The organism is Rhodococcus sp. NS-SX18 (assembly GCF_057367935.1).
In genome coordinates this window covers 1,579,907-1,594,922 of sequence record NZ_CM170633.1, presented here as the reverse complement: position 1 = coordinate 1,594,922, position 15,016 = coordinate 1,579,907, and the positions used below count along the sequence as shown (strand labels likewise).

At 69.9% G+C, this 15,016-nt stretch carries 18 protein-coding genes; 10 read left to right on the top strand and 8 right to left on the bottom strand.

Features of this window, described 5'->3' with window-relative positions; all coding sequences use genetic code 11:
* The first annotated feature begins 77 nt into the window (after nt 1-77).
* Entirely contained in the window at nt 78-644 is a 567-nt protein-coding gene (locus AC2IPW_RS07495; protein WP_054372364.1) for a mismatch-specific DNA-glycosylase, read from the top strand.
* Nucleotides 645-663: 19 nt separating this feature from the next.
* Here the strand turns inward: AC2IPW_RS07495 and AC2IPW_RS07490 are convergent, their stop codons facing one another.
* Nucleotides 664-999, bottom strand: a complete 336-nt coding sequence (locus AC2IPW_RS07490) for a DUF1330 domain-containing protein (protein ID WP_371384310.1) — start codon at nt 997-999, stop codon at nt 664-666.
* A gap of 127 nt (nt 1,000-1,126) precedes the next feature.
* Between AC2IPW_RS07490 and AC2IPW_RS07485 the strand changes: the two genes are divergently transcribed.
* Nucleotides 1,127-1,918: a helix-turn-helix domain-containing protein gene (locus AC2IPW_RS07485; protein WP_040782020.1), complete on the top strand. Its 792-nt coding sequence runs from the start codon at nt 1,127-1,129 to the stop codon at nt 1,916-1,918.
* A gap of 89 nt (nt 1,919-2,007) precedes the next feature.
* Nucleotides 2,008-2,223, top strand: coding sequence for a hypothetical protein (locus tag AC2IPW_RS07480; RefSeq protein WP_003936043.1), 216 nt, complete (start codon nt 2,008-2,010; stop codon nt 2,221-2,223).
* Nucleotides 2,224-2,233: 10 nt separating this feature from the next.
* Here AC2IPW_RS07480 and AC2IPW_RS07475 read toward each other — a convergent pair whose 3' ends face one another.
* Together AC2IPW_RS07475 and AC2IPW_RS07470 are read right to left on the bottom strand one after the other, a co-directional pair.
* Entirely contained in the window at nt 2,234-2,758 is a 525-nt protein-coding gene (locus AC2IPW_RS07475; protein ID WP_003936042.1) for a 2'-5' RNA ligase family protein, read from the bottom strand.
* A gap of 48 nt (nt 2,759-2,806) precedes the next feature.
* The gene (locus AC2IPW_RS07470; RefSeq protein ID WP_003936041.1) at nt 2,807-3,562 is read right to left on the bottom strand and encodes a CPBP family intramembrane glutamic endopeptidase; all 756 of its coding nucleotides are present in this window, start codon (nt 3,560-3,562) and stop codon (nt 2,807-2,809) included.
* Between the two features lie 273 nt (nt 3,563-3,835).
* On the opposite strand from AC2IPW_RS07470, the gene AC2IPW_RS07465 reads away from it, so the two are divergent.
* Together AC2IPW_RS07465 and AC2IPW_RS07460 are read left to right on the top strand one after the other, a co-directional pair.
* On the top strand, nt 3,836-5,533 hold the full coding sequence (locus tag AC2IPW_RS07465; RefSeq protein ID WP_054372367.1) for a fumarate hydratase: 1,698 nt from the start codon (nt 3,836-3,838) through the stop codon (nt 5,531-5,533).
* 119 nt (nt 5,534-5,652) lie between these two features.
* On the top strand, nt 5,653-6,084 hold the full coding sequence (locus tag AC2IPW_RS07460; protein WP_003936039.1) for a phosphatase domain-containing protein: 432 nt from the start codon (nt 5,653-5,655) through the stop codon (nt 6,082-6,084).
* A gap of 9 nt (nt 6,085-6,093) precedes the next feature.
* Here AC2IPW_RS07460 and AC2IPW_RS07455 read toward each other — a convergent pair whose 3' ends face one another.
* The 4 genes from AC2IPW_RS07455 to AC2IPW_RS07440 form a co-directional block, all read right to left on the bottom strand.
* Nucleotides 6,094-6,513 (bottom strand): hypothetical protein, encoded by a 420-nt coding sequence (locus AC2IPW_RS07455; RefSeq protein WP_450119856.1) that lies wholly within the window; start codon nt 6,511-6,513, stop codon nt 6,094-6,096.
* A gap of 95 nt (nt 6,514-6,608) precedes the next feature.
* Nucleotides 6,609-6,998 (bottom strand): hypothetical protein, encoded by a 390-nt coding sequence (locus AC2IPW_RS07450; protein ID WP_450119857.1) that lies wholly within the window; start codon nt 6,996-6,998, stop codon nt 6,609-6,611.
* Nucleotides 6,999-7,168: 170 nt separating this feature from the next.
* A complete protein-coding gene (locus AC2IPW_RS07445; protein WP_450119858.1) occupies nt 7,169-7,417 on the bottom strand; it encodes a hypothetical protein in 249 nt (82 codons plus the stop codon).
* Nucleotides 7,418-7,482: 65 nt separating this feature from the next.
* Nucleotides 7,483-8,577 (bottom strand): VOC family protein, encoded by a 1,095-nt coding sequence (locus AC2IPW_RS07440; RefSeq protein ID WP_054372370.1) that lies wholly within the window; start codon nt 8,575-8,577, stop codon nt 7,483-7,485.
* A 219-nt stretch (nt 8,578-8,796) separates the two neighbouring features.
* Here AC2IPW_RS07440 and AC2IPW_RS07435 point away from each other — a divergent pair, with 219 nt between their 5' ends.
* The 5 genes from AC2IPW_RS07435 (at nt 8,797) to AC2IPW_RS07415 (ending at nt 13,563) form a co-directional block, all read left to right on the top strand.
* Nucleotides 8,797-9,675 carry an acetaldehyde dehydrogenase (acetylating) gene (locus AC2IPW_RS07435; protein WP_416063069.1) on the top strand — a complete coding sequence of 293 codons (879 nt, stop codon included), beginning with the start codon at nt 8,797-8,799 and terminating at the stop codon, nt 9,673-9,675.
* Entirely contained in the window at nt 9,672-10,736 is a 1,065-nt protein-coding gene (gene dmpG, locus AC2IPW_RS07430; RefSeq protein ID WP_371384318.1) for a 4-hydroxy-2-oxovalerate aldolase, read from the top strand. Before AC2IPW_RS07435 ends, dmpG begins: the two co-directional genes overlap by 4 nt.
* A gap of 15 nt (nt 10,737-10,751) precedes the next feature.
* Nucleotides 10,752-12,230: an aldehyde dehydrogenase gene (locus AC2IPW_RS07425; RefSeq protein WP_416063067.1), complete on the top strand. Its 1,479-nt coding sequence runs from the start codon at nt 10,752-10,754 to the stop codon at nt 12,228-12,230.
* 117 nt (nt 12,231-12,347) lie between these two features.
* On the top strand, nt 12,348-13,100 hold the full coding sequence (locus AC2IPW_RS07420) for an SDR family NAD(P)-dependent oxidoreductase (protein WP_054372373.1): 753 nt from the start codon (nt 12,348-12,350) through the stop codon (nt 13,098-13,100).
* Between the two features lie 34 nt (nt 13,101-13,134).
* Nucleotides 13,135-13,563 (top strand): tautomerase family protein, encoded by a 429-nt coding sequence (locus AC2IPW_RS07415; RefSeq protein WP_486376593.1) that lies wholly within the window; start codon nt 13,135-13,137, stop codon nt 13,561-13,563.
* A 53-nt stretch (nt 13,564-13,616) separates the two neighbouring features.
* Here the strand turns inward: AC2IPW_RS07415 and AC2IPW_RS07410 are convergent, their stop codons facing one another.
* On the bottom strand, nt 13,617-14,966 hold the full coding sequence (locus tag AC2IPW_RS07410; protein WP_486376592.1) for a wax ester/triacylglycerol synthase domain-containing protein: 1,350 nt from the start codon (nt 14,964-14,966) through the stop codon (nt 13,617-13,619).
* Nucleotides 14,967-15,016: the final 50 nt, after the last annotated feature.

Here is a 15,016-nt window from a genome sequence, read left to right as displayed (position 1 = left end):
CGCGGACGAGGGCGGCCGCACTCCTCGTGTCCGGGCGAGGCCGGACCGGGACGGCGCCGCTCGCTACCGTGGGACGGATGGGATTCACGCACGCCGAACTCGAACGCTTCCGTGACGCGGTGGTGCCCGACCTGATCGGGCCGGGTTGCCGGCTGCTGTTCGTAGGCATCAATCCGGGTTTGTGGACAGCGGCGACGGGTGCGCACTTCGCCCGGCCCGGCAACCGCTTCTACCCGGCCCTGCTGCGGGCCGGCATCCTGCTCCGGCCCGTCGACCCCAGCTCCGGGATGAGCGAGGACGACAAGGCGCACCTGATCGAGCGCGGCGTCGGGATCACCAATCTCGCCCCCCGCGCCACCGCCCGCGCGGACGAACTCACGGCAGACGAGCTGCGAACCGGGGCCGTGCGACTGGCCGGGGTGGTGGCGCAGCACCGGCCGCGGGTGGTGGCCGTCGCCGGCATCACGGCATACCGGTCGGCGTTCGGGCACCGCAAGGCGGCCGCGGGGTTGCAGGAGGCGACGATCGGTGGCGTGCCGGTATGGGTGGTGCCGAATCCGAGCGGCCTCAACGCCCACGAGACGGTCGACACCCTCGCCGAGGCGTATGCGGCGCCGGCCCGCGCGGCCGGGATCCTGCGCTGAGCCGGTCGGTCCGGACCACTCAGCTGTGCCCCATCTTGGTGAGGTAGTCGCGCGCCCGGTAGCCCGGCGGGACACCCTCGACGAGGATCGCCGAACTGTCGGAGTGCTCGGTGCGCAGCGGCAGGATCGCCTGGTAGGCCGGCGACCGGTACCAGGCGCGGGCCTGCTCGAGGTCGGGGAACTCGACGACCACGACGTGGCCGGGCCAGGGTCCCTCGTGGACCTCGGGTTCGACGCCGTGGACGAGGAACCTGCCCCCGTACGGCGTGAAGGTGTCGTCGATCTCCTCGATGTAGCGGACGATCTCGGGGCCGAAGTCGACGGAGCGCAGATGGGCGATCGCGTAGGCAGTCATGGGGTCCTCCGGGTCGGTCGGTGGCGGCGGTGTGCCGTACACCGACGAGACTGCCGGGCCGTGGTGGGCGAATCGATTACCCGGCAGGTAATGGCCGTCGTTCCCTTCCGCACCTACCGTGACCTTCATGACCACCGTGCACGAGGAACCCGTCGGAGCACTGCTGCGGCACTGGCGTGAGCGTCGCGGCCTGAGCCAGCTCGCCCTCGCCAACCGGGCGCAGGTCTCGGCCCGGCACGTGAGTTTCCTCGAGACGGGCCGGTCCCGGCCGACGCGTGTCATGCTGCTGCGCCTGGCCGATCAGCTCGACATCCCGCTGCGGGAGCGCAACTCGCTGCTGCTCGCGGCGGGTCTGGCGCCCGCGTACCCGGAGCACCGTCTCGGGGACGTGCCGATGGCCGCGGTGGCCGACGCTATCGAGCGGATCCTGTCGTCGCACCGCCCCTATCCGGCGCTGGTGGTGGACCGGCACTGGACGATGGTCGACGCCAACGACGCCGTCATGGGCCTGCTGGGCGGATGCGACCCACGGCTGCTCGAACCCCCGGTGAACGTGCTGCGGGTGACGCTGCACCCGGACGGGATGGCGCCGCGCATCGTCAATCACGGCCAGTGGCGGGCGCACCTGCTGACCCGACTGCGACATCAGCTCGCCGCGACGGGCGACCCGGTGCTGCGCCGGCTGCACGCCGAACTGGCCGCCTACCCCAGCGACGACGGGCACGACGCCGAGCTCGATCCGGCCACCGCCCACGCCCTGGTGGTGCCGTTGCGGCTGCGCACCGACGACGGCGAGCTGTCCCTGCTGAGCACGACGACGCTGTTCGGCACGCCGTTGGACGTCACCGTCGCGGAACTGGCGATCGAGGCGTTCTACCCCGCCGACGAGGCCACCCGACGGGTGCTGGGAGGCCGGTGATCCGGATCGGCGAACCGGTGCCGCGTGGGCACTGTCGGGAGTAACGTCCGCCCCGAGACCTGTCCCGTCCCACACCGGAGGCATCGATCATGAGCAAGACGAAGTGGTGGGTACTCGAGGGCCCGGACAGCGGGTTCTCCCTCGAGGAGCGAGCGACGGGAGACCTCGTCCTCGTCAACACGCAGACGTCGGAGGAACACACCCTGCACGGCTACGTGTGGAAGCACGCCCCGCACTTCGGGGTGCAGATCATGAGCGAGGGCCCCCCGCCGTACGGCAAGTGGGTGGAGAACCCCGAGGAGTGAGCACCGCCGGTCACGGGACGCGGCGCAGCGGCCGCCGCTCCCCCGTCGTGGTGTCGATCAGCGCCGCGCCGGAGACGACCGTCTCGAGGGGCAGCACGTCGTACACGACCGCGGCCACCCGCGGCAGATCCTCCAGCCGGGCTCGTGGGCTGAGGGTCAGATGCGGGGTCCATACGCCCGGCCGGTAGTGCTTGTGCAGGTCCGCGCCGACGGCGGTGACGGTGTCGACCACGCGCTGCTGACGGCGCAGGAGATCGGCGGTGGGCGCCGGCGAGAGCCAGACCCGTCCGCGCCGGAAGGCGCCCAGCGCGTCGGAGTGGAGGGTCAGCGGTCCACCGTCGGGGAGCGTCGCGAGCGCAGCCGTCACGTCCTCGACGTCGTAGCTGCGCAACACCGCATACGACAGGTGCGGCACGTGCCGGCCGTGGGTATGGGTGAGCAGCGTCGGCACCCCGAGGTCTTCGAGCCGGGCCCACAGTTGCTGCAGGGCGCGCCGGGCGGCGGCGTCGAAGACCAGGCAGACCGCGAGTGCCATCAGCGCACGGTACCGCGGCGCCGGTGGGCCGGCGGCCCGTTCGGGCGGTCAGTTCAGGGTGGCGTGCCAGACCAGGGCTGCGGCCAGCGCCCCGGCACCGTTGAGGGACCAGTGCAGGGCGATCGGGGCGATCAGGCTCCCGCTGCGGCGGCGCAGCCAGGTGAAGACGAACCCGGCAGCGGCGGTGGCCAGGACCGCTCCGGCGATGCCCAGTACCTGCCCCCACAGGCCGCCGCCGAGGATGCCGCTCAGGCCGCGATTGCCGTTCGTGAGCCCGAGGGACGAGGCGATGTGCCACAGGCCGAACAGCAGTGACCCGGCGGCGAACACTCCGCGCGCACCGGAGACGCGTTCGAGCGTGCCGTGCAGCACGCCGCGGAACGCGAGTTCCTCGGGGATGACCGTCTGCAGTGGAATCACGATCATCGAGGCGAGCAGCGCGCCGGAGATCGTGGCGTAGCGGTCGGACAGGAAGAACTGCCGAGTGAGCGGCAACGCCACTCCGACGGCGATCACGGCCAGCACGACGCCGACGGCGGCCAGGGCGTAGAGGGAGCCGGCGCGCCAGTGGCGCGGCGAGAGTCCGAGTTCGGACCAGCGCATGCCCCGACGGCGCATCAGCGCGACGAGCACCAGCGCCGCAGCGGGCACCGTCGCGATGCTGGCCCACACGGTGGTGAAGTGCGCGATCAGGTTGGTGGCGACGAGGACGACCACCACGACGGCGACATCGACCCAGGCATGGAAACCGCGGAGCGCTCCGCGGTGGGCACGTGCCGTCGTCGGCACGGTCTCGGTAGTCATGTGTTCTCGAACCCCCGCTGTCGGATCGATCGGTAGCGGTCTCGCCCGAGTACCCGTTCCTGTGCCGTACGAACCATCCATACCAGTGTACGGATTGCCCGCCGCGGCGACCATGACCGGCGCCACACCGACGGCCGAATTTCGCAGTGACGCAGGTCACGATGGGTAAGGGGGCGGCCTGCGTCACACGCCCCGGCGTCGGAGCGTCCCGTTGCCGGGACTAACCTTGTCCCGAACATCAGCCCCGCTGTCCAGGACAGTTCAGGAGAAGAAATGGCCGACTTCCTCTACGAGGACCTGCTGCCGATCGGGGAAGACCCCACCGAGTACCGGCTGCTGACCACCGAGGGGGTGTCGACCGTCGAAGGTCCGGGCGGCCGCACCTTCCTGCAGGTCGAGCCCGAGGCGCTGCGCCTGCTCACCGAGACCGCGCTGCACGACGTCCAGCACTATCTGCGGGCGGATCACCTGAAGCAGCTCGCGAGCATCCTCGACGACCCGGAAGCATCGGACAACGACAAGTTCGTCGCGCTGGATCTCCTGAAGAACGCCCACATCGCCGCTGCCGGAGTGCTGCCGATGTGCCAGGACACCGGCACCGCGATCGTCATGGGCAAGCGCGGCCAGCACGTCCTCACCCCCGGCGACGACGAGGAAGCGATCGCCCGCGGCGTGTACGACGCCTACACCCGGCTCAACCTGCGGTACTCGCAGAACGCTCCCCTCACCATGTGGGAGGAGAAGAACACCGGCTCGAACCTGCCGGCGCAGATCGAGCTCTACGCCGACACGGCGGCCGGCCACGAGAACGCCTACAAGTTCCTGTTCATGGCCAAGGGTGGCGGTTCGGCCAACAAGTCGTACCTGTACCAGGAGACGAAGGCGATCCTGAACCCGGACTCGATGATGCAGTTCCTCGAGGCCAAGATCCGCTCGCTCGGCACGGCCGCGTGCCCGCCGTACCACCTCGCCATCGTGGTGGGCGGGACCTCCGCCGAGTTCGCCCTCAAGACCGCGAAGTACGCCTCGGCCCACTACCTCGACGAGCTGCCCACCGAGGGTGCGATCACCGGCCGCGGCTTCCGCGACCTCGAACTCGAGAAGAAGGTCTTCGAGCTGACGCAGAAGATCGGCATCGGTGCGCAGTTCGGAGGCAAGTACTTCTGCCACGACGTGCGCGTGATCCGGCTGCCGCGCCACGGCGCGTCGCTGCCGGTGGCGCTCGCGGTGTCCTGCTCGGCCGACCGGCAGGCGAAGGCCAAGATCACCCCGGAGGGGGTGTTCCTCGAGCAGCTCGAGTTCGATCCGGGCCGCTTCCTGCCCGAGATCACCGACGCGCAGCTCGACGCCGAGACCGAGGGCGTGTCGGGTACCGGCAAGGGTGCCGCCGTGAAGATCGACCTGACGCGGCCGATGCCGGAGATCCTCGCCGAACTGTCCAAGCATCCCGTCAAGACCCGGCTGTCGCTCACGGGCCCGCTCGTCGTCGCCCGCGACATCGCGCACGCGAAGATCAAGGAACGTCTCGATGCGGGCGAGGGCATGCCCCAGTACCTGAAGGACCACCCGGTGTACTACGCCGGCCCGGCCAAGACGCCGGACGGCATGGCCTCCGGTTCGTTCGGTCCGACCACCGCGGGCCGGATGGACTCCTACGTCGAGCAGTTCCAGGCCGCGGGGGGATCGATGGTCATGCTCGCCAAGGGCAACCGCTCGCAGCAGGTCACCGACGCCTGCAAGAACCACGGTGGCTTCTATCTCGGCTCCATCGGCGGGCCGGCCGCGCGCCTCGCCCTGGACTGCATCAAGAAGGTCGAGGTTCTCGAGTACCCGGAACTGGGTATGGAAGCAGTGTGGAAGATCGAGGTCGAGGACTTCCCGGCGTTCATCGTCGTCGACGACAAGGGCAACGACTTCTTCGCCGGCACCGGCGAGGTCACGCTGACGATCGGCAAGCGCCCCGGGCTGTAGGCGGCTGCGCCGCCGGTGCGTCCTTTGGGCGGTCCAAGCAGCCCAAAGGACGCACCGGGGCGAGGCGACAGGGGCGGCACCGGCCGCCGGCCGAGCCGGTTCCCTACCCGGCGCCGTACGTGCCGGATCCGACGCTGCCCCCGGCGTGGATCGTCGACATCGACGGCACGCTCGCCCACATGAGCGACCGCAGCCCCTACCACTGGCACCGGGTGGGCGAGGATTCGCTCTCCCCGGCCGTGATGGCTGCGGTGACGGCGTTCGCCGCATCGCCGGAGAAGCCGGCGATCGTGCTCGTCTCCGGTCGCGACGGGGTGTGCCGCCCCGAGACCGAGCAGTGGCTGGCCGAGCATCGGGTGCCCTACACCGAACTGCACATGCGCGCGCCCGGCGACAACCGCAAGGACTCCATCGTCAAGGCCGAGCTGTTCGACCGGTTCGTCCGGCACCGGTACCGGGTCGTCGCCGTCCTCGACGATCGTGACCAGGTCGTGCGGATGTGGCGGCGGATGGGACTGGTGTGTTTCCAGGTGGCCGAGGGCGACTTCTGACGCGGTCCGTCAGGACTTCGGCGGGCCGGATTCCGGTTCGCCGGTGGAGGGATATCGAAGCAGTGTCTGCTGCAGCCGGGCCCACTGGTGAGCCAGCCCCTGCAGGGGCGCCAGCGACTTCTCGACGACCTCCAACTGACGGTCGAACGCCGACAGTTGCGCCTGCAGCGCCTGCACCGACTTCCGCTGCGCGTGCAGCTGCTCGACGAGGGCGTCGAACTCGGTGAAGACCGGTGGGGCCAGCTCCATCACCTGCCGGAGCGACGCGAGCATCCGATCGGCAGGCCTGGACAGCGGATCGGGAATCGACCCGAGGGCCCCGCTCCCGAGCGACGCGACCTCGTCGGCCACGGCGCGCGTTCTCTCGAGCAACTCCTCCATCGCGGACCCGAGCAGTCCGAATCGACGCGTCTCGCCGTCCTCCGCCATCGTTACCTCTTCTCCGGCATCACTACGATTCGGTCCCGATCCGATCATGCACCCCGGGGAGCGTCCCGGCAGCCGAACACCGTAGCGGGGCGTCCTCAGGCCGCGTGGGCGTCGGTGCGCGAGAGGACGGCGGGCGCCTGAGCGACGAGACCCTGCAGGAACCGGACGACGGTCCCGGACGACGGAGCGGCGTCCGGCGTCAGCATCGCGCACAGCCGCCGGTAGCTGCCCGGGTCGAGTTCCGGCTGCGCCCGGAACTGCGCCGTGAGCGCAACCGTGAACACGACCGTCCGGTCCTCCGAACGGATTTCGAGCGTCGGCCCACCCACGGCCGCGATCAGACGGACCTCGAACCGGTTCGCGCCCGCGGTGTGTACGAAGCCCACGCCACGCACGTTCGCGCGGGCCATCTGCCGGTACAGCGGCCGCAACCCGCCGAGGACCATCGACGGAAGCGTGACGGCACGCGAATCGACGGCATACATGAGCGCACTTCCTTTCGTTCCGGGCCGCCGCAACACGACCCACCGGCGCTTTATCTGGAATCATTCCAGAATATCTGCCGGAGGGCAACGCCGGTTGTCCTGCGCGCCGGCCACCTGCTCGACCGCTGCGTCGAGCCGGTTCCACACGTTGATGAGCGGGATCTGCACGATCAGCGCCGCCAGTTGCGGCTCGTCGCAGTGGCGGGCGCCGCGTCGCAGCGGTTTTCGACGGCCGCGCCCACGCCGCCCGGGCGGTCCTCGTCGACGGAATACCCGGCGCCGCATGGGCGCCGGGCGGCCGTCCGCGCACGGCGTTCGCCTTCACGATCGAGGACGACGCGATGGTCGAGATCGAGGTGGTGTCGGATCCCGAGCAGCTCGCGGCGCTCGGGGTGACGTTCCCGGACGCCGGCTGACACGCAGGCGCGCACCTCTCGTCGCGGCGCGCCGGAAACCGGCGCGAGAGGTGCGCACCCGCCAGGACTCACACCGGGGAGCCGGACACCGCGCGGGAGTGATCGATGTCGTCCGGGATCGCCTGTTCCGCGGCGATCACCTCGGGATCCTCGACAGGAGCGCCCGGGCCGAAGTGCGAGAACTTCTCGATGTGCTGATCGAGTGCGAGCGGGTTCGGGGTGCCGTAGGTGAAGTAGGTTTCCCACGGCAGCTTCGCCCCACCGACCGCGAGGCCGGTGTCGATGTCGGCCATCTGCCATGTCTTGGTCTCGGCGTCCGGATCGAGATGCAGGTAGCCGGCCTCGCCGAACAGTTCGATCCGGTTGCCGCCGGGCTCGAACACGTAGAGGAACTGCCCCTGCGTGATGCCATGCTTGTCGGGACCTGCCTCGATCCGGATGTCGTAGTCGCGGAACATCTCGACCGCATCGGCGAGGTGCTGGCCGGTGCCGTAGTAGAACGCGAGATGGTGGAGCTTGCCGTGTCCGCCGGTCATGTCACGCATACAGGCGACTTCGTGGCCGAGCAGGTTCGAACTCATCCAGGCGCCGATCTCCACGCCGCCGTCGACCACGCGTTCGGTCGTGCGGAATCCGAGGTGCCGCTCGAAGGAGTCCTTCACCGCGGTCACGTCGGAGGACATGAGATTCAGGTGGTCGATCCGCTTGACCGGGATACCCTGCAGCGGCTTCTTCGACGGACGCGAGAGGATCTTGCTCTCCAGTTCCTTCGGCGCGACGTACTTCTCGACCTCCCACAGCAATTGCAGGTTGTGGCCGTCCGGGGACTGGAATTCGAAGGTCTTTCCGTAGCCGAACTGATCCTCGCTCCACTTCCCTTCCACGTTGCCCTGCTTCAGGGACGCGACGCGACGTTCGAGGGCTTCCGACGAGCTGGCGCGTAGCGCAGCATGGCCCATGCCGGGCTCCGGAGCCTCGGTGACCTTCAGGCTCCACTGGTAGGGATCCTCGTACCCACGCAGGTAGACGGATTGCCCTTCCCGGTGCGTGACGTACATGCCGAGGAACTTCGTGAAGAAGTCGAGGGTTTCCTGCGGCCTCGGGGTGAACAGCTCCGCGCGGGCGAGGTGCGCGATGTCGAAACGAGCGGTCGTGTCCGTCATGATCTCTCCTGATCTGCGCCGGCCGGCGAGGATGCCGGCTGTGCTCTCCGTCACGAGCGTGCGCGCACCTCGGGCCCGCTGTGCACGCCGTTCGCAATAGCCGAATCGCCACTCGGGACATCGGTCCCGCGTTCGAGACCTCCGGACGAGTGGCCGACGAGGAGACCTTCCGCCCTAGCGTGGTCCGCATCACCCCCGAGTTGAGGGAAGGCCCCACAGATGAGTCGTTTGAAAGCCGCGATCGTCGGTTCCGGGAACATCGGCACGGATCTGATGTACAAGCTGCTGCGGTCGGAGCACGTCGAGCCGGTGTACATGGTGGGCATCGACCCTGCCAGCGAAGGCCTCGAACGGGCCCGCCGGCAGGGCCTGGAGACGTCCGCCGACGGGGTGGACTGGCTGCTGAGCCGCCCCGAACTGCCCGACGTCGTGTTCGAGGCGACCTCGGCCAAGGTGCACGCCACAGCGGCGCCCCGCTACGCGGAGGCAGGGATCACGGCCATCGATCTGACTCCGGCGTCGGTGGGACCGTATGTCGTGCCGGCCGTCAACCTCACCGAGCACCTGGACGCGCCGAATCTGAACATGGTCAGCTGCGCCGGGCAGGCCACCATCCCGATCCTGTACGCGATCAACCAGGCCGCGGACGCCTACTACGGGGAGATAGTCGCCGCGATCGCCTCGCACAGCGCAGGCCCGGGCACCCGCCAGAACCTCAGCGAATTCAGCGAGAAGACCGGCAGGGCACTCGCGCAGGTCGCCGGCGCGGACCGCGCCAAGGCCATCTCGGTGATCAACCCGGCCGAGCCACCGATGAACATGCGCGACACCGTCTACGCCAAGGTCCGCAACCCCGACCCGGACGCGATCGAACGCGCCGTGATCGACATGGTCGCCAGGGTGCAGCAGTACGTTCCCGGTTACACCCTGCGGCTCGTCGACGTGGACGGCGACCTGGTCACCGTCATGCTCGAGGTCGTGGGCGCCGGCGACTTCCTGCCGACCTATGCCGGAAACCTCGACATCATCACCGCCGCCGCCGTACAGGTCGCCGACGTCCTGGCGCAGCGCAACCTCGTCCAGGGAGCAGCCCAGTGAGCACCACCGACACCACCCACACCGCCGGCGGGCGCCGCAAGGTCACCCTCGTCGACACCACCCTGCGCGACGGCATGTCGTCGGTCTCGCACCAGTTCACCCCCGGCAATGTCGCCGACATCGCCCGCGGTCTCGACCGGGCCGGGATCCCCACCATCGAGGTCGCGCACGGCATCGGGCTCGGCGCCTCCTCGATCCAGTACGGCTTCGCCGCCGCCACCGACCCCGAATATGTGCGCGCCGCGGTCGACGCCGTCGACAATGCGGACATCGCGGTGCTGTACGTCCCGGGCATCGCCACCCTCGCCGAACTGCAGGGCGCGATCGACGCCGGCATCACAACGGTGCGCGTCGCGGTGCACTGCACCGAGGCCGACTGCGCCCAGCAGCCCGTCGAGTGGGCCAAGGACAAGGGCCTGAACGTGATGACGTTCCTGATGATGAGCCACAAGCTCGAGCCCGCGCCGCTCGCCGAGCAGGCCGCCAAGCTCGACTCGTACGGCGCCGACGTCGTGTACGTGGTCGACTCCGCCGGGGCGATGGTGCCCCGGCACGCCGGGGAGCGCGTCGCGGCCCTGCGCCAGGCCGTCTCCGCCGACATCGGATTCCACGCCCACAACAATCTCGGGGTCGGCATCGCCAACGCGCTCACCGCCGCCGAGAACGGGGCGACGTTCATCGACGGGTCGCTGCGTGGACTCGGCGCGAGCGCCGGCAACGCCCAGACCGAGGTGCTCGCCGCCGCGTTCGAGCGGGCCGGCTGGGACACCGGGGTCGACCTGTTTCCGCTGGTCGACACCGCCGAGCACGTCGTCGCCCCACTGATGACCGAACCGCAGATCGTCGACGAGACCGCCCTGATCCTCGGGTACGCCGGGGTGTACTCGACCTTCTTCCACCCCACCAAGCGGGCCGCGAAGAAGTTCGGCATCTCCACCCGCGAGATCCTGCTCGAACTCGGGCGCCGCGGTGTCATCGGCGGCCAGGAGGACATGATCGTCGACGTCGCCTCCGAACTGGCCGGCCGCACCTACGAGCTCCCGGCCCGCGCCGGAGTCTGACCCAGGGAGACTGCCATGACACAGACCCAGAACCCGCCACCGGTCACGCAGGTCCGTCACCTCATCGGCGGCGAATGGAGGCAGGCGTCGGACGGGGCCACTTTCGAGTCCCGGGACCCCCACGACGGTGCGCTGCTCGGGATCGTGCCCCAGGGCACGGCCGACGACGGTGCCGCGGCGATCACCGCCGCCCGCAACGCCTTCGACGACGGCCCGTGGCCGCTGCTGTCCCCGAAGGAACGCGCGAAGATCCTGCACGCCGTCGCCGACAAGGTCGACGCCCACCGCGAGGAACTCGCCCAGCTCGAGACCCGCGACGGTGGCAAGAGCATCAATCAGTCCCTGCACGCCGAGATCCCGCGGGTGGCACACAATCTGCGGTTCTTCGCCGACTACGTCGCGATGGCTGCGAACGAGGCGTACCCGGACGGGGACCTGCTGTCCTACGTGCTCTACCCGCCGGCCGGTGTCGTCTCGGCGATCAGCCCGTGGAACGCGCCACTGATGCTCGCCACGTGGAAGATCGCTCCCGCCTTGGCATTCGGCAACACCGCCGTCCTCAAGCCGGCGCCGCAGACCCCGCTGACCGCGCACCGCTTCGCCGAACTCGCCCTCGAGGCGGGACTGCCCGAGGGTGTGCTCAACGTCGTACACGGTTTCGGAGGCGAGGCCGTCGCCGGGCCACTCACCTCCGACCCGCGCGTGGATCGGATCACCTTCACCGGCTCGAGTGCCACGGGCGTGAAGATCCTGCAGGCCGCCGCGCCCAACCACACCCCGGTGTCCGCCGAGATGGGTGGCAAGTCCGCGAACATCGTCTTCGCCGATGCCGACCTCGACGTCGCCGTGCCGATGGCGATCCGCGCGATCTTCGGCGGCAACGGGCAGGTGTGCCTGGCCGGGTCCCGCCTGCTGGTGCACAACAGCATCATGGACGAGTTCCTCGCCCGGTTCACCGAGGAGGCGAACAGGCTCACCGTCGGCGACCCGAAGGACCCGGCCAACTTCCTCGGTCCGCTCATCGAGCAGCGCCACCTCGACAAGGTGCACGGCTACGTCGAACTCGCCCAAGAGGAGGGCGGCAAGGTCGTCACCGGTGGTGCCCGCCTCACCGACGACGCCCGCGCCGCCGGGTTCTACTACCCGCCCACGGTCATCACCGGCCTGACCAACGACTCCCGCACCGCGCGCGAGGAGATCTTCGGCCCCGTCGAGACCGTCCTCGGATTCGACACCGAGGAGGAGGCCCTGCGCATCGCCAACGACTCCCCCTACGGCCTGGCCGGGATGCTGTTCACCCAGAACCTGGACCGGGCCCACCGGATGGCCGCCCGCTGGAAGGCCGGCACCGTGTGGATCAACACGTTCTTCGAACGCGACCTGCGCCTGCCCTTCGGCGGCGAGGGCGCCAGCGGCCTCGGACGCGAGGGCGGGCAGTACTCCCGCGACTTCTTCACCGAGCCGCGGGCAGTCACCCTCCGACTGCGCGGCTGAAAAGTCCAGGACCAACGGATATGCACGCCGGATCGGAATTCGCCCACGACGATGCGTGGGCGAATTCCGATCTCGCGTCTCCATGGCGGTTACACCCGCGAATCAAGGAGCACAGACATGGCCTCACCCTCACTGTGCGTCGTCGTCGGTGCGACCGGCGCGATGGGCACCGAGTTCACCCGTCGCCTGGTCCGACGCGGGCTGCGCGTCGTCGCGGTCGCCCGAAACGCCGAGGACCTCGACAAGCTCGCGACCGAGGACGATCTGATCGTTCCGTGTGTCGCCGACATCGCCGACGACAGCGCCATCGGCACGATCACCGCCCGTCTCGACGCGCCGGTGCGCCTGGCCGTGTTCGCGGCCGGGCTTCCGGTGCGCGGCTCGGCCGACACCATCGCGCCGGGGGACTTCGCGGTCGGCGCGAACATCAAGGTCGGCGGACTGGTGCGGCTGCTGCACGCCGTCCGGGACCACCTCGTACCGGGATCGCGTTTCGTGACGATCGCCGGGTCGCTCGGACTCGAACCCGGCCCGCTCGACGCCGGGCCGGGGACGGTGAACGCCGCAGTCTTCAATCTCATGCGTCAGCTCAGCGCGCTGTACGGCCCGAGGGGCGTCACCACCCACACCATTGCGCCGGGACCGGTCGACACGCCACGGCTGCGGAAGTTCGTCGAGACCGAGGCCGCCGAGACCGGACGCGACCCCGGCGAGATCTGGGATCGCTATCGTGCCAAGACCACGCTCGGCCGGCTACCGACGCTCGACGAGATCGGCTGGACTCTGGAGATGCTCCTCGCTCCGGAGGCCGCCGTGCTGCACGGAAGCGTCCTCACCGTCGACGGCGGAACCCGGCACGGAGTCCAATAAGTCCGTACCCCCGACATGTCACGAAGGAGCGCCAATGCCCGTTGCACACTTCCACCTCGTCGACGGCGCCTACACCGCCGGGCAACGACGTCGGCTGCTCGCCGACGCGAGTCGCTGCTACGCGGAGGTCCTCGGCTCCCCGATCGAGCGAGTGCGGGCGTTCGTCGTCCGGTACGGCCCCGACGACGCCGCGACGGCCGGAACGGTGATCGCCGACGGCGGCACCCCGGCCCCCTACTTCACCGCGATCGTCCTCGCCGGACGCCCGATCGAGCAGCGCCAGGAGCTGGCGGCGCGATTCACCGATCTGATCGTCGAGATCCTGGGGGCGCAGCGGGATCTGGTGCGCGGACAGATCGTCGAAGTCGATCCGGTGAACTGGTCCATCGCAGGCAACCCGGCCGCTGCCGCCCGCGCCGACGAGGTCGCGGCACGGGCGGCAGCCGCACAGTCAGCGCGGTGATCGCCGGCGCCTGAGCGAATGTGCCGGCACGTCGGCCTGTTCGACGCCATCCCTCATTCGCCTTCACCGCGAAGCGCCCGCAGTTCTTCCTCCATTCCGCGAGCCACCACGTCCACCTCGGGACACACGACACCGTCGCCGACGACGGTGATCACGAACCGCTCGGCGTACGAGAAAGCACACGCACCGACGCCGATGTTGCCCATGAGCGCCACCACCGGCACGATCTCGCGCACCCGCGCCCCGGCAAGGTAGAGCGGGGTGGGCGGACCGACCACGTCGGCGACGTACGTGTTCGTCATCCGTTGCCGGGCGAGCATCGGCAGGGCGATCCGCCGGACGACCCGGCCGGTCACCACCGCGCCTGCCCTCGGACGGACATGCCGCTTCCGAACGGCTGTGTCCGCGGCGATCGACGTCAACCGGCGCAGCGGATCGGCGACACCGAGCGGGAGCCGAACAATCATCTGCCCGAGCAGGTTTCCACGAGCCGGCCCCGGCCGCGACCCGTGCAGCGAGACGGGCACCACCGCCCGCAGCACGACGCCGTCGACCGGTTCCCCTCGACGACAGAGCAGTTCACGCAAGCCCCCGGCGAAGACCGAGAGCAGCACGTCGTCGATCTTCGCGCCGTGCCGATGTGCGATCGCGCGGACCACCTCGACGTCGGTGTGCACCACTGCGTAGCGGCGCTCCGACCCGATCCGCCGGTTCAGGCTGGTGCGCGGCGCTCGCCCTTCGCGCCGGGTCCGTCGCAGCGCGGACCAGGAGTCCCGGAGGTGGGGCACGGGCGTTCCCGGGTGCGCCCGGGCCGCCACGGCCCGGAACGCCGCGGCCGAGCGTCCGCGCAGGTTGTCGACGACCAGCGTGCGCGCACGGGGAACCGGCGCGGGTCGCCACGGCGGCGCGGGCGACAGCGGCACGTCCGGAGCAGCGTCGAGGAGCAGCCCCAGCATCGCCACCCCCGCCGGACCGTCGGCGATCACATGATGAATCCGCAGATAGACCGCGGGTGCATGCGCCCCGGATCCCGGGATCACCCACAGCTCCCACAACGGCCGGGACCGGTCGAGCGGGCTCCGCCGGATCGATTCGACGACCGGGAACAACTCCCCGCCCTGTCCCGCCGCCACCGCACGGATGTGGTGGTGCAGGTCGAAGTCCGCTGCGTCCGCCCACAACGGTCTCCCCTGCCCCCACCGGGGAATATGCACCACCTGACGCAGGCGCGGCACCAGCGGCAACCGACCTTCGACGATCTCCCGGACGGATCGGAGCAGCATCCGTCCGTCCGGATCGTCGCCGTCCCCCGCGTCGAGGACCGCGACGAGACCGATGTCCTGCTGCCATCCCGCCTCGTCGGGCCACAGGGTCATCACGTCCTGTGCGCTCAACCGTTCCATGCGCCCACCTGCCGTCGCGTCCCTCCAGCGAACCAGATATCCGGCCGCGC